Source organism: Pseudomonas sp. p99-361 (assembly GCF_003935475.1).
Lineage (GTDB): Bacteria > Pseudomonadota > Gammaproteobacteria > Pseudomonadales > Pseudomonadaceae > Aquipseudomonas > Aquipseudomonas juntendi.
This window is the reverse complement of record NZ_RHQO01000081.1, coordinates 1-18,748: the sequence shown is the minus strand read 5'-3', so window position 1 is coordinate 18,748 and position 18,748 is coordinate 1. Positions and strand designations below refer to the sequence as shown.

Sequence of the window (18,748 nt, the reverse complement as noted above, 5' to 3'; positions counted from 1 at the left end):
TGGCGTCCCCTAGGGGACTCGAACCCCTGTTACCGCCGTGAAAGGGCGGTGTCCTAGGCCACTAGACGAAGGGGACGAACCTTCTTACCTTCAAGACCCGGTTGCTGGACCCGGTCTTGCTTACCAGCCTGGGCTGTTAAGCGGAATTTGGTGGAGCTAAGCGGGATCGAACCGCTGACCTCCTGCATGCCATGCAGGCGCTCTCCCAGCTGAGCTATAGCCCCACAATGTCGCTTTGAACCGAACCGCTGGCTGGGTGCCTGGCGCTTCGTTTACGTTCATCGCTGTGGACGGGGCGCATATTAAGATCGGATTGGAGGGCTGTCAAACGAATTTTCAAAAATAACCAAAAATTTTTTCACAGATAACAATCACTTACCGCCCTGCCCCAGTTTTTGGGCTTCAGCTGGTCTTGTGGGAGCGGGCGTGCCCGCGAATGCGATCGTAGATCAAACACCGCATTCGCGGGCGCGCCCGCTCCCACAGGTTAGGTGTAATACTGAATCAGGCGATGGAAGCCAGCAGCTTTTCCCACTCTTTGTTTTCCTTCTTCGACACACCACCCAGCAGGTCCAGGGCCTGGCGCAGGCGGTAGCGGGTCAGGTCCGGGCCAAGGATTTCCATGGCGTCCAGCACCGACACCGAGCTGGCCTGGCCGGTGATGGCCGCGAACATCAGCGGCATGGCATCGCGCAGTTTCAGCTCCAGCGCCTCGACCACAGCCTGGATACAGCCGGTGATACGCTCTTTTTCCCACTGGCGCAGGCTTTCGAGCTTCCACAGGATCAGCTGGATGACCTGGCGCACCTGGTCGGCCGACAACTTCTTGCTTTCGAACAGTTTGGCGTCCAGCTTCAACGCGCCTTCGAAGAAGAAACCGCCCAGCGGGGCGACCTGACTGAAGGTTTCCACCCGGCCCTGCACATGCGGGGCGATCTTCATCATGTAATCGCTGTTGAACGCCCACTTCTGCAGGCGCGCCGCGAACTCCTCGACGGGCAGCTCGCGCAGCCACTGGCCGTTGAGCCAGGACAGCTTCTCGATATCGAAGATCGGGCCGCCCAGCGAGATGCGCGACAGGTCGAAGTGCTCGACCATCTCGGCCAGCGAGAACTTCTCGCGCTCGTCCGGCATCGACCAGCCCATGCGGCCCAGGTAGTTGAGCATGGCTTCGGGCATGAAGCCCATGCGCTCGTAGAAGGTGACCGAAGTCGGGTTCTTGCGCTTGGACAACTTGGACTTGTCGGGGTTACGCAGCAGCGGCATGTAGCACAGCTTGGGCTGCTCCCAGCCGAAATACTCGTACAGTTTGATCAGCTTGGGTGCCGATGGCAGCCATTCTTCGCCGCGCAGCACGTGGGTAATGCCCATCAGGTGGTCGTCCACCACGTTGGCCAGGAAGTACGTGGGCAGACCGTCGTTCTTCATCAGCACCTGCATGTCCATGCGATCCCACGGGATTTCGACATCGCCACGCAGCATGTCCGGCACCACGCACACGCCTTCGCTGGGCACCTTCATGCGGATCACGTGCGGTTCGCCAGCGGCCAGGCGGCGCTGCACTTCCTCGTCGCTCAGCAGCAAGGCACGGCCGTCATAGCGCGGGGTTTCGCCGCGGGCTTGCTGTTCGGCACGCATCTGTTCCAGCTCTTCGGCGGTGCAGAAGCAGTAGAAAGCATGGCCGGCGTCGACCAGTTGCTTGGCGTACTGGGCGTAGATCTCGCCACGCTCGCTCTGCCGGTACGGGCCGTGCGGGCCGCCAACGTCCGGGCCTTCGTTCCATTCGATGCCGAGCCAGCGCAGGGCATCGAAGATCTGCTGCTCCGACTCGCGCGTGGAGCGCAACTGGTCGGTGTCTTCGATGCGCAGGATGAACTCACCGCCGTGCTGCTTGGCGAAGCAGTAGTTGAACAGGGCGATGTAGGCAGTGCCAACATGAGGGTCGCCGGTAGGCGATGGCGCGATACGCGTGCGTACGGTGGTCATGGAGAGTCTCGAACGAAAGATGAAACAAAGGCGGGATGTTAGCAGGTGGCGGGCACCGGGCTCCAGCAATGGCGCGAACGTCACTTGCCGAGTGGCCATCTGCCGCTGTTAAATTTATTTACATTTCTGCAACGACAATCCCCCATGCCTGCCCAACTCAAACGCCGCCTGGCGATATTCTTCACCCTGGTGGCCATCATTGCCCTGGCTTTCCTGGCCCATTGGTATTTCAAGGGGCGCTTCTACGAAAGCACCGACAACGCCTACGTACAGGGCGAGATCACCCGTGTCTCCAGCCAGTTGGGCGCGCGCATCGACAGCGTGCCGGTCGAAGACAACCAGCATGTCAACCAGGGCGACCTGCTGGTGCGCCTGGAGGCGGCTGATTTCGAGCTGGCCCTTGAGCGCGCCCGTGCGGCCCTGGCCACCCGCGAAGCCGAGTACGCCCAGGCGCAAAGCCGCCTTACCCAGCAAAGCAGCCTGATTGCCGCCGGCCAGGCCCAGGTGGCCGCCAACCAGGCCACGTTCGACCGCTCGCGGCTGGACCTGAGCCGCGCCGAGAAGCTGCGCAAGCCAGGGTTTGTGTCGGAAGAACGGGTCACCACGCTGTCGGCCGACAGCCATGTTGCCGGGTCGCAAGTGGACAAGGCCCGTGCCGACCTGCAAAGCCAGCGCCAGCAGGTCAGCGCACTGAATGCCGAGCTCAAGCGCCTCGATGCGCAGATCGCCAATGCCCGCGCCGACCTGGCCCAGGCCGAGTTGAACCTCACCCGCTGCGAGATCCGCGCGCCCATCAGCGGCACCATCGGCCAGCGCAGTGCCCGTAATGGCCAGGTGGTGCAGGCCGGTGCTTACTTGCTGTCGATCGTGCCTGACGAAGACATCTGGGTGCAGGCCAACTTCAAGGAAACCCAGATTGGCCATATGCAGCCAGGCCAGCGCGCCGAACTGCTGTTCGACAGCTACCCCGATACGCCGATCGAAGGCCGGGTCGACAGCCTGTTCGCAGCCTCGGGAGCGCAATTCAGCCTGCTCCCACCGGACAACGCCACCGGCAACTTCACCAAGGTGGTCCAGCGCATCCCGGTAAAACTCACCTTCCGCGCCGACAACCCTCTGCACGGGCGTATTCGCCCGGGCATGTCGGTCACTGCCACCGTGGACCTGCGCAACGAAGACGAAGGCCACGATGGCCGCTGAACAACTGCTGCGCCCAACGGGGGAACCCAGCCGCCGCGACTGGATCGCCGTGATGAGCGTGATGCTCGGCGCCTTCATGGCGGTGCTGGACATCCAGATCACCAACTCTTCGCTCAAGGACATCCAGGGCGCGCTGTCGGCCACCCTGGAAGAAGGCTCGTGGATTTCCACCTCGTACCTGGTCGCGGAAATCATCATGATCCCGCTGACGGCCTGGCTGGTGCAGCTGCTGTCGGCGCGGCGCCTGGCGGTGTGGGTTTCGGCCGGGTTCCTGCTGTCTTCGTTGCTGTGCTCGATGGCCTGGAACCTGGAAAGCATGATCCTGTTCCGCGCCCTGCAAGGCTTTACCGGCGGCGCGCTGATCCCGCTGGCATTCACCCTGACCTTGACCAAACTGCCGGAGCACCACCGTGCCAAGGGCATGGCCATGTTCGCCATGACCGCCACCTTCGCGCCGTCGATCGGCCCCACCCTGGGCGGCTGGCTGACCGAGAACTGGGGCTGGGAATACATCTTCTACATCAACATCCCGCCGGGCCTGGTGATGATCGCTGGCCTGCTGTACGGGCTGGAGAAAAAGGAGGCGCACTGGGACCTGCTGAAAAGCACCGACTATGCCGGCATCCTCACACTCGGCCTGGGCCTGGGCTGCCTGCAGGTATTTCTCGAAGAAGGCCACCGCAAGGACTGGCTGGAATCGCACTTGATCGTGGCCCTGGGCAGCGTCGCCCTGGTCAGCCTCATCACCTTCGTCATCCTGCAGTTTTCCAGGCCGCACCCACTGATCAACCTGCGCATACTCGGCAACCGTAACTTCGGCCTGTCGAGCATCGCCAGCCTGGGCATGGGCGTCGGGTTGTACGGCTCGATCTACCTGCTGCCGCTGTACCTGACCCAGGTGCAGGGCTACAACGCCCTGCAGATTGGCGAAGTGATCATGTGGATGGGCATTCCGCAGCTGTTCCTGATTCCGCTGGTGCCGCAGCTGATGAAGGTGGTATCGCCCAAGGTGCTGTGTGCGCTGGGCTTCTGCCTGTTCGGCGCTGCCAGTTTCGGCTCGGGGGTACTGAACCCTGACTTTGCCGGGCCGCAGTTCAACCATGTGCAGATCATTCGCGCACTGGGCCAGCCGATGATCATGGTCACCATCTCGCTGATCGCCACCGCCTATATTCAGCCGCAGGACGCAGGGTCTGCGTCGAGCCTGTTCAATATCCTGCGCAACCTCGGCGGCGCCATTGGCATTGCCTTGCTGGCTACACTGCTGGACGCGCGCACCAAGGTGTATTTCGATTACCTGCGTGAGGCCGTGGTGCCCACCAACCCCCAAGTGGCCGAGCGCCTGGCGCAACTGACGGAGCGCCTGGGGAGTGACAACGCGGCGCTGGGCAAGCTGAGCGAGATCACCCACCAGCAGGCGCTGATCATGGCTTACAACGACGCCTTCCACTTCGTCGGTATTGGTTTGGCGGTAAGCATGGTGGCGGTGCTGCTGACCCGAAAATTGCCCCAGGGCTTGAAAGCTGGCGAGGCCCATTGAGCTTGTTACGATGCACCCACAGGGCCGGCGCCAGCCTTCAGCTGGTGATCAACCGCTCACGCAGCTTGGTGATCTCGTCACGCAACTGCGCCGCGGCTTCGAACTCCAGGTCGCGGGCGAACTGCATCATTTTCTCCTCCAACTGCTTGATACGCTTGGTGATCTCCCCAGGCGTGCGCAGTTCGGCCTCGTAACGGGCGCTTTCCTCCGCGGCCTTGGCCATGCCCTTGCGCTTCTTGCTGCGCGCACCCGGCACGGTGGCGCCCTCCATGATGTCGGTAATGTCCTTGATCACGCCCTTGGGCACGATGCCGTTGGCTTCGTTGAAGGCGATCTGCTTCTCGCGGCGGCGCTCGGTTTCATCGATCGCCCGCTGCATCGAGCCGGTGATGTTGTCGGCGTACAGGATGGCCCGGCCATTGAGGTTACGCGCCGCACGGCCGATGGTCTGGATCAGCGAGCGCTCCGAGCGCAGGAAGCCTTCCTTGTCGGCATCGAGGATCGCCACCAGGGACACCTCGGGCATGTCCAGGCCCTCACGCAGCAGGTTGATCCCTACCAGCACGTCAAAGGTACCCAGGCGCAAGTCACGGATGATCTCCACCCGCTCCACCGTGTCGATATCCGAGTGCAGGTAGCGCACCCGCACATCGTGATCGGCCAGGTAGTCGCTGAGGTCTTCTGCCATGCGCTTGGTCAAGGTGGTGGCCAGCACCCGTTCGCCGGCAGCCACCCGCTTGCGGATCTCCGACAGCAGGTCGTCGACCTGGGTCAGCGCCGGGCGAATTTCGACCTGCGGGTCGACCAGCCCGGTGGGGCGCACCACCTGCTCCACCACCCGCCCGGCATGCTCGGCCTCATAAGGCCCCGGGGTGGCGGAAACGAAGATGGTCTGTGGGCTGACACTCTCCCATTCATCGAAGCGCATGGGCCGGTTGTCCAGTGCCGACGGCAGGCGGAAGCCATACTCGACCAGGGTTTCCTTGCGCGAACGGTCGCCTTTGTACATGGCCCCCACCTGCGGCACGCTGACATGGGATTCGTCGATCACCAGCAGCGCATCGGGCGGCAGGTAGTCGTACAGCGTTGGCGGCGGTGCACCCGCCGGGCGGCCAGACAAGTAACGCGAGTAGTTTTCGATGCCATTGCAGTAGCCCAGCTCCAGGATCATCTCCAGGTCGAACCGGGTGCGCTGCTCCAGGCGCTGGGCTTCGACCAGCTTGTTGGCCTTGTGCAGGTACTCCAGGCGGTCCTTGAGCTCTGCCTTGATGCCCTCCACGGCGTCCAGCAGGGTTTCCCGCGGGGTGACGTAGTGGCTTTTGGGGTAGAAGGTGAACCGCGGCAGCTTGCGGAAGACCTCGCCGGTCAGCGGGTCGAACGCCGCGATGTTCTCCACCTCGTCGTCGAACAGCTCGACGCGGATGGCCTCCAGGTCCGATTCTGCGGGGAAAATGTCGATCACATCCCCCCTTACACGGAAGGTGGCGCGGGCGAAGTCCATCTCGTTGCGGGTGTACTGCAGGTCGGCCAGGCGGCGCAGCAGCGCGCGCTGGTCGAGCTTGTCGCCGCGGTCCACGTGCAGGACCATTTTCAGGTAGGTCTCGGGGCTGCCGAGGCCGTAGATGCACGACACGGTGGTGACGATGATCGCATCGCGGCGCTCCAGCAGCGCCTTGGTCGCCGAGAGACGCATCTGCTCGATATGGTCGTTGATCGACGCATCCTTCTCGATGAAGGTGTCCGACGACGGTACATAGGCTTCCGGCTGGTAATAGTCGTAGTAGGAGACGAAGTACTCCACCGCGTTATTGGGGAAAAACGCCTTGAACTCACCGTACAGCTGCGCGGCCAGGGTCTTGTTCGGCGCCAGCACCAGGGTCGGGCGCTGAACCTGCTGAATCACGTTGGCAATGCTGAACGTCTTGCCCGAACCGGTCACCCCCAGCAGCGTCTGGTGCGACAGCCCGGCCTCGATGCCCTCGACCATCTGGCGGATCGCCTCGGGCTGGTCGCCGGCAGGCTGGAAACGGGTAACGAGCTGGAACTCGGACATGACGGACCTCGCGGTGCTGCAGCAACTGTAAATTTAGCCAGTAGTCTATACCCAAATGCGCCCGCACGGGGCGGCTTTCAAGGCACAGCCACAACCAGGTATCACGGTTGACCGGCCAATCAGACCGATGGTCAAAAAATATTTGCGCAAATACCCGGAAAAGCCGCGCCAGAGTGTCGCGGTCACCGGTCGGTATCACTATACTGACTCCCCGTTTGTGCACCGCTTCAGTGCATTCGGCTGGAGCGTGTACGCCCTATCACTCTCCAATCAGAGCCGAAGTAACAATGAGCCTGTTTTCCGCTGTCGAGCTGGCACCCCGCGACCCTATCCTGGGCCTCAACGAAGCATTCAATGCCGACCCACGTACCGACAAGGTCAACCTGGGTGTTGGCGTGTACTGCAATGAGGAAGGCCGCATTCCGCTGCTGCGCGCCGTGATCGAAGCCGAGACCCAGCGTGCAGCCCAGCATGCCTCGCGCGGCTACCTGCCGATCGATGGTATCGCCACCTACGACCAGGCCGTGCAAAAGCTGCTGTTCGGTGCCGAATCGCCACTGCTGGCCGCCGGCCGCGTGGTCACCGTGCAGGCCGTCGGTGGTACTGGCGCACTGAAAATCGGTGCCGACTTCCTCAAGCGGATCTCGCCAAACGCCGTGGTGGCCATCAGCGACCCGAGCTGGGAAAACCACCGCGCCCTGTTCGAGTCGGCCGGTTTCCCGGTGCAGACCTACCGCTACTACGACGCCCCGAGCAACGACGTCAACCGCGCCGGCATGCTCGAAGACCTCAACGCCCTGCCCTCTGGCTCGATCGTGGTGCTGCACGCCTGCTGCCACAACCCGACGGGCGTCGACCTGAGCCTGGACGACTGGAAAAACGTGCTGGAAGTGGTCAAGGCCAAAGGCCACGTGCCGTTCCTCGACATGGCCTACCAAGGCTTTGGTGACGGCATTGCCGAAGACGCCTTCGCGGTCCGCCTGTTCGCCGAGTCGGGCCTGGAGTTCTTCGTGTCCAGCTCGTTCTCCAAGTCGTTCTCGCTGTACGGCGAGCGCGTGGGTGCGCTGTCGGTGGTTACCGCCTCCAAAGACGAGAGCACCCGCGTGCTGTCGCAGGTCAAGCGCGTGATCCGCACCACCTACTCCAACCCGCCCACCCACGGCGCAACCATCGTCGCTACCGTGCTGAACAGCGCCGAGCTGCGCCAGATGTGGGAAACCGAACTGGCCGAAATGCGCGAACGCATCCACGGCATGCGCAAGCAGATGGTCGCGCTGTTGGCCGAATACGGTGCCAACCGCGATTTCAGCTTCGTCGGTCGCCAGGTCGGCATGTTCTCCTACTCGGGCCTGAGCGTAGAGCAGGTCGCCCGGTTGAAGAACGACTTTGGCATCTATGCGCTGGACACTGGCCGCATCGCTGTGGCGGCGCTGAACCAGAGCAACATCCATGTCGTCACCAAGGCGATCGTGCAAGTGTTGTAACTGCTTGATTTGGCAGGGGGTGGCTTGACTTCCCCCTGGCGATCGGTATGATGTGCGCAGATTCCGCGATAGCTCAGTCGGTAGAGCAAATGACTGTTAATCATTGGGTCCCTGGTTCGAGTCCAGGTCGCGGAGCCAAACATTGAAAAAGCCCCCGACTGTGAAAGCAGCCGGGGGCTTTTTCGTTTACTGCGAAGCCGGCGACGCACGCACAATGCAATCAGCTGCTGCGCCCAATCGGGTAGAACTCGCCACCGCTCCAAACGCCCAGCCATTGCTCACCATCGATCTCGCGCGGCACCGCCAACTCCACCATCTGGTAGAACACATTGCGGTGTATCAATGCCTCGAGGTTGCTGCGCATCAGCACGTACGGCGACGGCGCTTGCGTCACCGGATCGGTGACTACCCGTAGCGGATTGGCCGGGCCGGCCTCGACCTGATCCTCGACATTGCTGGTAAAGCGCAGCACCTGCTGCTCGCCCTGCCCTTGCACCTCCAGCGCCACTGCCACGAACGGCGCATCGTCTACCTGGATGCCCACCTTTTCCACCGGGGTAATCAGGAAGTAATCGTCACCATCGCGGCGCAGAATGGTCGAGAACAGCCGCACCATCGGTTTGCGGCCGATGGGCGTGCCCAGGTAATACCAGGTGCCATCGCGGGCGATACGCATGTCGATGTCACCGCAGAAATCGGGGTTCCACAGGTGGACCGGTGGCAGGCCCTTGGCCTTGGGGATCTGCGCCAGCAGGTCGTTGGCCTTACCGGTGTCGCTCATCACACTCGCCTCACTCACTCATGCCCAGAAGGCTACGAGCGTACTCGCGCATCGGTGCGGCAAGCAAATCCTCGGGGGTTTTATCGTGGAACGTCAACAAACCGCCACGGCTCTTGATGCGAGCGGTATCGATCAGGTAGCGGGTATTGGTTTCGATCAGCATCATCTGCACCACACCGCTGTCCCAGCCCAGGCGGTCGACGGCTTGCTCATCGTACCACTCGTCACCATTGCCGATGCGGTCGTCGGTGCGGGCGAAGCGGGTATACAGCACATAGTCGGCACCGACCGAACGGGCCTGCGCAATGGCCTCTTCGAGGCCCAGCGGGCCTTGGGCGCGGCGCACCAGCGGGAAATACTCTACGAAACTCTTGAACGCCTGCTCGGCCACTGCATTCTGCCGGGGAACCGGGCCCTTGCCAGGCGGCACGAATGCGCCCTGCCCTATGAAGATGAACGAGTCGGGCTGCAGGCGAATCGACAGCGTGCGCCGGGTTTCGCTATGGTCCAGCAGCCCTGCGTCGCTCATGTGATAGCGGACGCCCTCGCCCATATCGCTGACATTCATGCAACCGCCCAACGCCATCAGCGCCAGCAGCAAGACCAGGCTACGCATCTTTCCTCCAGTGACCGGCGACGAAAAACCGGCGAATAGCCGGCGGATGCAGCTTTTGCGCCAGCTTCAGCCGCCGATTACCTTCATCACCGTCACGCCGCCGGAAAACGCCAATGCCTGTTTGTCTGCCAGCGCCTTGACCAGTAACCGCTGCAGCGCCGGCAAGGCTTGGTGACGTGGTTTCTGCAGAAGGTCGCCAACGAAATGACGATTACCCGACGACAGGCAGCCATGCAGCCAACCTGTGGACGACAGCCGTAGCCGCGAGCACGTCCGGCAGAACGGCACGCTCTCATTGGCGATGACGCCGAAGTGCCCCTTGCCGGGGATCTGATAGCGCATGGCGGTGGCGTCCACCGGCGCAGCGACACGGGCGAAGGCGTGCTGACCGCCGATCAGCGTGAGCAGGTCATCGAGGCTGACAAATTGCCGCAGGAAAGCAGAGTGATCACGCGCCAGGTGGCCCATGCGCATCAGTTCGATGAAACGCAACTCAAAGCCACGCGCCATGCAGTAATTCAGCAACGGCAGCACCTGGTCGAGGTTTTGCCCACGCATCGGCACCATGTTCACTTTGATCTGCATGCCCATGGCGCGGGCCCGCTCCATCGCCGCCAGCACCGTGGCCAGGTCGCCGCCGCGGGCGATCTGACGAAACGCCAACGGATCCAGGGTGTCGAGCGAAACATTCAGCCGGCGAATTCCGGCTGCCTGCAATTGCGGCAACTTACGGCCCAGCAGCTGACCATTGGTGGTCAGCGAAATATCCTCAAGGCCGAGTTTGGCCACCGCGGCGAGAAAGGCATCCAGGCGCGGACTGACCAGCGGTTCCCCACCGGTGATACGCAAGCGCTCGATGCCGGCTGCTTCAATCAGGTAGGCCACGCCACGCGCCAGTGCGTCTGCCGAAAGCTCATCCTGCGCCGCCACCAGGCGCTTGCCGTCGGGCACGCAATAGGTACAGGCGTAATTGCAGGCAGCCGTCAGGCTGACACGCAGGTTGCGAAACCGCCTGCCTTGACGATCGACGATCATGGATGACTCCGGCATGGGTAAAGGGGCCGGCAAAAGCTGACTCATAAATCAGGTTTTTGCAAGACCTGTACACATAGCCGGTGGGGCGTAGCTCAGTGGGACGGTTCCGGGTCGCGCTTGCGCTTGTTGCCCATGCGCACGCCGATGTCCATCAGGAACTGGAAGAAGCCTTCCTGATCTTCCAGCACATTGCTCCAGAACGGTGAGTGGTACAGCGCAACGGCGCCATGCACCAGTGCCCAGGCGGCGCAGTAATGGAAGTAAGGAGGCACGTCTTCGAGCTTGCCTTCGCTGATGCGGCCCTTGATCAGCTGGGTGAGGCGGTCGAAGTTGGAGGCACGGATGCTGTGCAACTGTTCGACCATTTCCGGCACCTGGTTGCCCTTGACCACCTTCTCTTCCAGGCGGTCGAACAGCCGGTAACGCTGAGGGTCACGCATGCGGAATTCGAAATAGGCACGCGACAGGGCCTCTTTGTCACGGTCGACGTCGGCCGAGTGCAGCAACCCGTTCAGGTCGCGCTCGTAGTCGAGCATCAGGCGCAGGTAGATCTCGGCCTTGGACTTGAAGTGCTTGTAGATTGTGCCTTTGCCGATGCCCACGGCGTCGGCGATCATCTCGACGGTGACGCTGTCTTCACCTTGCTCGAGAAACAGCTTGAGCGCGGTGTCGAGGATTTCCTGTTCGCGACGGCGAAACTCACGGACCTTACGAGGTTCTTTCTGCATGGGAAGGACTGGATGACAATCGAAGCGGTTTATTATGCCTAACTTGCGGGAAATTGCACGGATCTTCCGAGCATGGCTGTGTTTCAGGATGCTCTCGACCATACGCTGCGGGAGGAACCAGACGCGGGCGTATTCCAAATCTGTTTAAAAAACGACCAATAGCCACTGGCAGGCCGCCAAACCTGGCCAATACTAGAAGTGTTGGCGCGGCGCATCCCCCCTAGCGGCGCGCCGATAAAGGTGCTCAGGGACCGCGTACCTTTGTTTTACTCCTAATGGTCTTAACCCGGATTCCTCCCCCAGAACCCGGGTTTTTTTTGCGTGTTTGCGGGGGATATGCGTTGGAGGTGGGGTTTTGGGGATGGTATGAGGGGCGAAGGTGTTCGAGCTGACAGGCGCTGAATTTGTTGTGGCAGGCACCTCATGGCCCTCACACAACCTTCAACTCCAATGAATCAACCCACCCGCGCCAACGGAAACAACCGCTTGAAGTTAGCCGTTGTCTGCTCAGCCAATTGCCCATAACTGGCCCCGCGCAGCGAAGCCACATACTCCGCCACTTCCCGCACATATTGCGGCAGGTTCGGCTTGCCGCGATACGGAATTGGCGCCAGGTACGGCGAATCGGTTTCCACCAACAAGCGGTCGACCGGCACTTGCCGCGCCACTTCCCGCAGGGCATCGGCATTGCGGAAGGTAACGATGCCAGACAGCGATATGTAATAGCCCAGGTCCAGCGCCGCCTTGGCCATGTCCCAGTCTTCGGTAAAGCAGTGCAGCACGCCAGCCTGCGGCAGATTGGCCTCGCGCAGCAGTGCCAGGGTATCGGCACGCGCCGCCCGGGTATGCACGATCACTGGCTTGCCGGTCTGCCGCGAAGCCTCCAGGTGCAGGCGGAACGAGGCCTGCTGCAATTCAGCGGCTTCCGGCTCGTAGTGGTAATCCAGCCCGGTTTCGCCAATGGCCACCACATGCGGGTGGGCCAGTTCGCGCAGTAGCCATTCCAGCGCCGGGGTTTCGCCCGGCGCCAGGTCCAGCGGGTGTACACCGACCGAGCAGTCGACATCCGCGTACTGCTCGCTCAACGCCTTTACCGCGCCGGCGTTTTCGGCACTGACGCCGATGCACAGGAAATGCCCCACCCCGCGATCACGCGCCGCCTGCAGCGCAGCATCGAGCGAGCCCTGATGGGCACTGAGGTCAAGACGGTCAAGGTGGCAATGGGAGTCTACGAGCATGGGATAGCGGCACACATGGAAAATGGGAAATCAGCGGGCGCCCGGCAGTTGCAGCCAATGAGCCAGCAGCGATTCGAGCAACAGGGTTTGATTGAGGTTGGCCTTACCCAGCACCTTCTGGCGCTGTTCGAGGATCCACGCCTGCACCTCCAGCACCTTGGCCTGGCGGCTTTTCTGCGCCAGGTACTGCACCACCTTGCGCATATCGGCCAAGCCTAACCCCTCCTCGTCCTGGGTCAACTGGTAGCGCAGAATGAGGTGCGCCCAATCGCAGAACCAGTCGAATACCCTCAACATCGGCACAGCCTTCCAGGCTTCGGCCAGCTGGCTGGGCGATTGCTGTTGCTTGAGCAACTTCTTCACCCCGTCAGTAACCAGCGCACGCTGCTCGCGCACACCCTGCGCCTGCAGGCTGATCGCCATCAGCGGCGAGCCGGCGGCCAAACTCAGCAATTCGTCGCGCTCGGCCTCGTCCATATCAGGCAACGCCGCTGCCAACCAGGCCTGGCTCTGGGCCAGGTTTGGTTGGGGGCAGGCTACCTGCTGACAACGGCTCTTGATGGTCGGCAGCAGCCGGCTGGGCTGGTGCGTGACCAGCAGCAACACGGTGTCGCCGGAAGGCTCCTCAAGGCTTTTCAACAGTGCGTTGGAAGCATTGACGTTCATGGCTTCGACCGGCTCGATCAACACCACCTTGCGCCCACCCAACTGCGCCGTCTGCACCACGAAGGCCACCAGCTCACGGACCTGGTCGACCTTGATCGGCTTATCGGCCTCTTCGGGCTCAAGGATGTAGTTGTCAGGGTGGCTACCGGCCTTCAGCAGCAGGCAGGACTTGCAGGTGCCGCAGGCATCCAGGCCTTGCGGCTGCTGGCACAACAGGCGGGCCATCAGACGCTCGGCCATGGCCCGCTTGCCAATGCCCTGCGGCCCGTGCAGCAGGTAGGCATGGGCATGCTGACTGCGCCCGGCCAATTGCTGCCAGAGCGCCTGCTGCCATGGGTAGGCCTCAGCCACGGCAACGCTCCACGATGGCCGGCAACAGCGCATCGATAGCACGCTGCACGGCTGCGAGCGGCTGTGCGGCATCCAGCAGGCTGTAACGCTGGGGTTCGCGCTGGGCGCGCTGCAGGTAGGCCTGGCGCACAGCCTGGAAAAACGCCTGGCCTTCCTGCTCGAAGCGGTCGAGGCGGCCGCGCGCAGCGGCACGGGCCAAACCGACTTCGACCGGCAGGTCGAACACCAGGGTCAGCTGCGGGCGAAGGTCGCCCTGGACGAATTGCTCCTGAGTGGCGATACGCTCGACCGACAGGCCGCGGCCGCCGCCCTGGTAGGCATACGTGGCATCTTGTTTCGGAACGTCTAAAGATGTAAACGTCATGATATGTTTCGGAAAGCCTTTGTATGTAAACCTCGAATTTCTCCCCTGAAAGCCTTTAGAATCAAGCTTTTGCCCGGAGAGAATCCAGTGAGAAAAATCATCGGCCTCGCAGCGAAAGCGAGATCAGGAAAGGACACAGGTGCCGCTTTCCTGATGGAGCACCCGGAGGTAGCCAGCTATGCCCTGGCGAATCCGCTGAAGGCTGGATGTCAGTCACTGTTCGGGTTATCGAATTCTCAAACCTGGGATGATACCGCAAAGGAGGTGCGGCTGGAGGCGTGGGGTATGTCTCCCCGTGAATTCTTCCAGCGCGTTGGCACTGAGTGGATGCGTGACAGCCACGATCCCCTCCACTGGCTGAAGCGTGCCGATCACGCGATCAACCACCCTCCTCTGCCGCCTCGTCAGCTGACAGAAGCAGAAGCGAGCGCCTCTGAGACGCCGTTCATGCGTGCTGCTCAAGAGATCTTCGGCTTCAGCGATGAGCAGATCTGGTCTGAGGCCAAGACCGAAACCGACAGCTTCTGGGGCATCTCACCAGAGGCCGCGATCGCCCTCATAAAGAAGCTGGCAATCCAGGACTTCCCTGACTTCGCCGCCAGACGCGAGCGTCACGCGAGGGAAACCTACTCGGAAAAACCTACTCGCTTCGAACTTAACCTCGACGGCAAAGAAGTCATCATCATCAAGGATATTCGCTTCGAGAATGAAGCCAAGTACATCCGAGACTTGGGTGGGGAGATCTGGCATATCGTCCGAGACGACGCGACCAAGATCAAAGTCCACTCATCGGAGGCAGGCATTGCCGTTGCGAGCGGCGACATCGTTATTCACAACAACGGAACCCTTGCAGATTATCGTCTGAGAATTGAGGAAGCCTGGGCTTCGTTGAAAGCTCGCAGCGCCACTGGGAATGAGTAAAGAACGGCGGGAGGGCAGCTCTCACTGCACTCCTGCAACGGAGAGCCCGCTCTGACCGGCCTCGACAACGGATTTCCTGCCAGTCTCGCCTGATCTGCAAAGGCATTCGCTTCGGAGAAGCATGCTACTTATCTACCTACCTACAGTTGCATGCTCCTTTTTCCGTCGACACGAGATCAAAAGGCAAAGCCTTGCCCAAACTCCCCTCCCATCCATTCCAGAAAGCGGTCTTCTGGCCTGCGCAAAGCGTTTGGGGAGATCAGGTGCCTGGCTTTCCCATTACCTGAACGCACCCACCACTGCGCCTTGCAGGGCTTAGGGTATTAAAAACTGACGATATGCCCCGCGCTGCTATTCAGGAAGGAACCCCCAAGGTTGTCATGGGCGTGCTGCAGGAAAAGGACGGTTCGACCAATGCCTCAGGGCCCAGATGGCCGCGTGTAGCGGCTTCGCGCCATTTGGTACCCGGCCAATTTTCCTCGTTTCAAAACGCCCATAGCCCCTGAAATCAAGCTACACGTGTGTGCAGCTCTCACGGAGCTTGTATGGCTGATCCGGCAGTGTTATTTTTCCAACACAAGAACGACAAATGACAAATCAGTAACCTTTCTGCCCGAGTGATAGCCGTGACCAACCGCAGCTTCTTTGAGGCGCTTGAAGCGTCTTTTGCAGACCTCACACCGACGGGCAAGCGTGTTGCAGGCTACCTCTTGGCCAACGCCGAGAAATTACCGTTCGAGACCGCCGACAGTATTGCCCAGAAGGCTGATACGACAGGCATCACGGTGGGGCGACTGCTGCGCTCACTGGGGTATCAGAACCTTGAAGAGGTCAAGCAAGCTATCAGAGATGGTGGTGATGGTGACTGGAGGCTTGGCGACCGCCTGGGCGCATTCCGCCAGCAGCGTGGTGTAGGTGATGCGCTGGATCGCTCTCTGGCAGCCGAAATTGCCTCCCTGGAGTCTGTCTACGATCTCGCCAGGGGTGCGGCGTTTCAAAAGATGACCACCCAGCTTTTCCACTCCGATGCAGTGTTCGTTGCGGGTATTCAATCGACCAGGGGCATCCTCAGCACCTTCCATAGCCTCCTGGAATACATTCGACCCAATGTGTTTTTTGTCGACGGTTTGTCAGGCACCTACGCAGACATGCTCAACAGTGCCTTCAATCATCCATATATAGTTCTCGCCGACTTTCGAGCTTACTCAAGCGTTACGCGAAAAATATGTGAAGCGGCAGATGAAAGCGGTATTCCATTTGCACTGATCACGGATTTTCATTGTCCTTGGGCTCGTGACTTCAAGGCAGATCTGTTTCAGTTGAAGCTGGATGTTGGTCAATTCTGGGACTCGCTCGCGCCATTGACAGCACTGCTCAACTTGACTGTGTCGGCTGTGGCCGAAAGACACGGGGACGCACTTGACAAGCGCCTTGAAAAGAACCGAACGCTTCAGAAGCGCTTCGGCCAGTTCGAATAGTACCAAATTAGCCTGATAAGATCCGAGGTATCAGTGATCCATCCTAATCTTGTAGAAATCAACCCCCAAGAGTACGGACTGGATGTTGAGTTAGTGTACGCGACAGCAGATAACCTTGCTAATCGAGTCATCTATCAAGACACCAGATGTTTTCTACACCAGACAGCAGCCAAACGACTGGAGCAGGCGAGCAAAGCCGCTCAACTCGCGGGATATAAACTGCTGGTGTTAGATGCGTACCGGCCACCTTACGCGCAACACCTGCTATGGAAGGCGTTGCCAAACGGCGACTATGTGAGGGATCCCGAACTAGGTTCGCACCATAGTCGCGGTGTCGCGGTGGATGTCACATTAAAAACTGAAGCAGGAGTGCCGCTGGATATGGGCACAGGGTTCGACGACATGAGAGAGCTTTCTCATCCTTTCAATCCCGACCTTCCAGTAGATATCCAACGAAATCGCTTGATGTTGCTCGGGATCATGATGAGTGCTGGCTTTGCACCTATCGATACTGAGTGGTGGCACTTTGAGCTGCCGGATGCCGATCAGTATCCACTGATTGATTTTCACCAATTGAACGAGACTGACCTGGCCAAGTTGATGGCTTGATTTACCGAATGACTGAGAGCAACAGACTCTCGGCATCTAATGCTCTACAAATCGTGCTTACATTTTTGCAACTGCCGAAATACCCATATAACCGTAATAAGACGAGGAACCGGCATGTCTAGAATTTCAGTTAGTCCAGCGTTCACTTTTTCCCGCACGTTTCTGCTAGCCGCCTCCCTTGGCCTGGGTGCTTGGCAGACGGCTATGGCAGCGGTGCCTGCTGACACACTCATGGTAGGAAAGCCAGCGGATCCTCAAACTCTCGACCCAGGTGTCACCTTCGACAACAACGACTGGACGATCACCTATCCCGTCTATCAGCGCCTGATGAAATACAAAGTCGAAGGCGGGAAAGGTAGCACAGAGGTTGAGGGCGATCTCGCCTCCGAGTGGTCGACCTCGGATGACAACCTGGTGTGGACGTTCAAGCTCAAACCGGGGAACAAGTTTGACGATGGTGCAGCTGTCGACGCCACGGCAGTTAAATACTCCGTTGAGCGCCTGATGAAACTGAAACAAGGCCCGTCCAGCATTTTCCCGGAAGACATAACTGTCGACGTAGTTGACCCTGTCACCGTCAAGTTCACGCTGAAGAAGCCCTTCGCCCCTTTCCTGTTTGCCCTCGCGCACAACGGTGCCAGCATCGTGAACCCCGATGTTGAAAAGCATGAGAAGGACGTCAACGCTTGGCTCGCCACGCATACCGCAGGTTCAGGCGCATATCGCCTAGCCTCTTGGCAGAAAGGCCAGTCGCTGACGCTGGAGCCAAATCCTCATTATTCGGGCAAGGCCCCATCGCTCAAAAAGGTTGTCGTTCGAATCATCGCCGAACCCTCTGTACGCCGTCTTCAGCTTGAGCAGGGCGATCTCGACATCATTGAGGACGTACCAGAAGATCAAGTTCAGGCCCTGGCGAAGGAGAAGGGCTACGTCACCACAGCATATCCGTCCCTGCGCGTGACCTACCTGTACCTGAACAACAAGCGCCCTCCGCTCAACGACGCGAATGCGCGCAAAGCAATCGTTGATGCACTGGACTACCAGGGAATCGTCGACGGTATTGCGATGGGCAAGGCGAAGCTTATGAATGGCCCCATCCCAGACGGTATGTGGGGCTACGACTCGTCGCTTCCAGCGCCAAAGCAGGATGTCGATGCGGCTCAACAGGCACTATCGAAAGCATCCAAGAAAGTCAGTCAACTCCAGTTTGTCTACTCCGATAAGGATCCTGCATGGGAGCCTATCGGCCTGACCCTCCAGGCTGGTTTGGAGGCCTTGGGCGTCCATATGAGCATGGACAAACTCGCCAATGCGACCCTGCGTGAGCGCCTTGGCAGCGGAGACTTCGATATCGCGATTGGTAATTGGAGCCCGGACTTTGCAGACCCCTACATGTTTATGAACTTCTGGTTCGATAGCGCCAATGCTGGACTGGCAGGTAACCGCTCGTTCTACAACAATCCTAAAGTTGATACTCTCGTGCGAGAGGCCGCCAGCGTCAATAATGTAGAGCAGCGCATGGCTCTTTATCAGCAAGCACAAAAAATTGTGGTAAGTGATAGTGCCTATGCTTACATCTATCAAAAGTCTTACACCGCGCCCATGCGCGAAAAAGTAAAGGGGGCGGTTGCAGAAGCTGAGTGCAACACGGTTATTGAATTGAAGCCGGAGCATCATGCCGCATTGCCATGGAGTTTT

15 protein-coding genes, 3 tRNA genes and 1 pseudogene are annotated in these 18,748 nt (G+C 60.2%); 8 read left to right on the top strand and 11 right to left on the bottom strand.

What is annotated here, in order from left to right; all coding sequences use genetic code 11:
* From EGJ22_RS23040 to gltX, 3 genes are all read right to left on the bottom strand, one after another.
* Nucleotides 1–76, bottom strand: a tRNA-Glu gene (locus tag EGJ22_RS23040).
* A 72-nt stretch (nt 77–148) separates the two neighbouring features.
* Nucleotides 149–224: transfer RNA gene (locus EGJ22_RS23035), tRNA-Ala, on the bottom strand.
* A 280-nt stretch (nt 225–504) separates the two neighbouring features.
* Nucleotides 505–1,986, bottom strand: coding sequence for a glutamate--tRNA ligase (gltX, locus tag EGJ22_RS23030; protein WP_029887104.1), 1,482 nt, complete (start codon nt 1,984–1,986; stop codon nt 505–507).
* 144 nt (nt 1,987–2,130) lie between these two features.
* Here gltX and EGJ22_RS23025 point away from each other — a divergent pair, with 144 nt between their 5' ends.
* Both EGJ22_RS23025 and EGJ22_RS23020 read left to right on the top strand, forming a co-directional pair.
* Complete coding sequence (locus EGJ22_RS23025) at nt 2,131–3,186, top strand: HlyD family secretion protein (protein ID WP_009685049.1); 1,056 nt, start codon at nt 2,131–2,133, stop codon at nt 3,184–3,186.
* Between the two features lie 49 nt (nt 3,187–3,235).
* Nucleotides 3,236–4,726, top strand: a complete 1,491-nt coding sequence (locus EGJ22_RS23020) for an MDR family MFS transporter (RefSeq protein WP_172828417.1) — start codon at nt 3,236–3,238, stop codon at nt 4,724–4,726.
* A 37-nt stretch (nt 4,727–4,763) separates the two neighbouring features.
* On the opposite strand, the gene uvrB is transcribed toward EGJ22_RS23020, so the two are convergent.
* A complete protein-coding gene (gene uvrB, locus EGJ22_RS23015; RefSeq protein ID WP_009685051.1) occupies nt 4,764–6,779 on the bottom strand; it encodes an excinuclease ABC subunit UvrB in 2,016 nt (671 codons plus the stop codon).
* Nucleotides 6,780–7,066: 287 nt separating this feature from the next.
* Between uvrB and EGJ22_RS23010 the strand changes: the two genes are divergently transcribed.
* A complete protein-coding gene (locus EGJ22_RS23010) occupies nt 7,067–8,263 on the top strand; it encodes an amino acid aminotransferase (protein ID WP_029887102.1) in 1,197 nt (398 codons plus the stop codon).
* 62 nt (nt 8,264–8,325) lie between these two features.
* Nucleotides 8,326–8,401: transfer RNA gene (locus EGJ22_RS23005), tRNA-Asn, on the top strand.
* Between the two features lie 82 nt (nt 8,402–8,483).
* Here EGJ22_RS23005 and EGJ22_RS23000 read toward each other — a convergent pair.
* From EGJ22_RS23000 to EGJ22_RS22970, 7 genes and pseudogenes are all read right to left on the bottom strand, one after another.
* On the bottom strand, nt 8,484–9,044 hold the full coding sequence (locus EGJ22_RS23000) for a DUF1285 domain-containing protein (RefSeq protein ID WP_009685053.1): 561 nt from the start codon (nt 9,042–9,044) through the stop codon (nt 8,484–8,486).
* Nucleotides 9,045–9,054: 10 nt separating this feature from the next.
* On the bottom strand, nt 9,055–9,660 hold the full coding sequence (locus tag EGJ22_RS22995) for a DUF4823 domain-containing protein (protein WP_009685054.1): 606 nt from the start codon (nt 9,658–9,660) through the stop codon (nt 9,055–9,057).
* Nucleotides 9,661–9,726: 66 nt separating this feature from the next.
* Nucleotides 9,727–10,695 carry a GTP 3',8-cyclase MoaA gene (locus tag EGJ22_RS22990; protein WP_029887101.1) on the bottom strand — a complete coding sequence of 323 codons (969 nt, stop codon included), beginning with the start codon at nt 10,693–10,695 and terminating at the stop codon, nt 9,727–9,729.
* A 92-nt stretch (nt 10,696–10,787) separates the two neighbouring features.
* Entirely contained in the window at nt 10,788–11,423 is a 636-nt protein-coding gene (locus EGJ22_RS22985) for a TetR/AcrR family transcriptional regulator (RefSeq protein ID WP_009685056.1), read from the bottom strand.
* A 455-nt stretch (nt 11,424–11,878) separates the two neighbouring features.
* A complete protein-coding gene (locus EGJ22_RS22980; RefSeq protein WP_009685057.1) occupies nt 11,879–12,661 on the bottom strand; it encodes a TatD family hydrolase in 783 nt (260 codons plus the stop codon).
* Nucleotides 12,662–12,691: 30 nt separating this feature from the next.
* A complete protein-coding gene (locus tag EGJ22_RS22975) occupies nt 12,692–13,678 on the bottom strand; it encodes a DNA polymerase III subunit delta' (protein WP_029887100.1) in 987 nt (328 codons plus the stop codon).
* Nucleotides 13,671–14,009 (bottom strand): annotated as a pseudogene (locus EGJ22_RS22970) (dTMP kinase); the annotation flags it as partial. The pseudogene EGJ22_RS22970 and the gene EGJ22_RS22975, both read right to left, overlap by 8 nt.
* Before the next feature lie 120 nt (nt 14,010–14,129).
* Between EGJ22_RS22970 and EGJ22_RS22965 the strand changes: the two are divergent.
* From EGJ22_RS22965 to EGJ22_RS22950, 4 genes are all read left to right on the top strand, one after another.
* Nucleotides 14,130–14,963, top strand: a complete 834-nt coding sequence (locus EGJ22_RS22965) for a deoxynucleotide monophosphate kinase (RefSeq protein ID WP_029887098.1) — start codon at nt 14,130–14,132, stop codon at nt 14,961–14,963.
* A 626-nt stretch (nt 14,964–15,589) separates the two neighbouring features.
* On the top strand, nt 15,590–16,441 hold the full coding sequence (locus tag EGJ22_RS22960) for a MurR/RpiR family transcriptional regulator (protein ID WP_172828416.1): 852 nt from the start codon (nt 15,590–15,592) through the stop codon (nt 16,439–16,441).
* A gap of 33 nt (nt 16,442–16,474) precedes the next feature.
* Nucleotides 16,475–17,050 carry a D-alanyl-D-alanine dipeptidase gene (ddpX, locus tag EGJ22_RS22955; protein WP_064314608.1) on the top strand — a complete coding sequence of 192 codons (576 nt, stop codon included), beginning with the start codon at nt 16,475–16,477 and terminating at the stop codon, nt 17,048–17,050.
* A gap of 114 nt (nt 17,051–17,164) precedes the next feature.
* Nucleotides 17,165–18,748, top strand: a 1,584-nt coding sequence (locus tag EGJ22_RS22950) for an ABC transporter substrate-binding protein (RefSeq protein WP_148100464.1), incomplete at its 3' end; no start/stop codon positions are given.

Coding starts and splice junctions, on each gene's coding strand:
- EGJ22_RS22995 (WP_009685054.1), bottom strand. CDS start 9,660: ATGCGTAGCCTGGTCTTGCTGCTGGCGCTGATGGCGTTGGGCGGTTGC.
- uvrB (WP_009685051.1), bottom strand. CDS start 6,779: ATGTCCGAGTTCCAGCTCGTTACCCGTTTCCAGCCTGCCGGCGACCAG.
- EGJ22_RS22980 (WP_009685057.1), bottom strand. CDS start 12,661: ATGCTCGTAGACTCCCATTGCCACCTTGACCGTCTTGACCTCAGTGCC.
- EGJ22_RS23010 (WP_029887102.1), top strand. CDS start 7,067: ATGAGCCTGTTTTCCGCTGTCGAGCTGGCACCCCGCGACCCTATCCTG.
- gltX (WP_029887104.1), bottom strand. CDS start 1,986: ATGACCACCGTACGCACGCGTATCGCGCCATCGCCTACCGGCGACCCT.
- EGJ22_RS22985 (WP_009685056.1), bottom strand. CDS start 11,423: ATGCAGAAAGAACCTCGTAAGGTCCGTGAGTTTCGCCGTCGCGAACAG.
- EGJ22_RS23000 (WP_009685053.1), bottom strand. CDS start 9,044: ATGAGCGACACCGGTAAGGCCAACGACCTGCTGGCGCAGATCCCCAAG.
- EGJ22_RS22990 (WP_029887101.1), bottom strand. CDS start 10,695: ATGATCGTCGATCGTCAAGGCAGGCGGTTTCGCAACCTGCGTGTCAGC.
- EGJ22_RS23025 (WP_009685049.1), top strand. CDS start 2,131: ATGCCTGCCCAACTCAAACGCCGCCTGGCGATATTCTTCACCCTGGTG.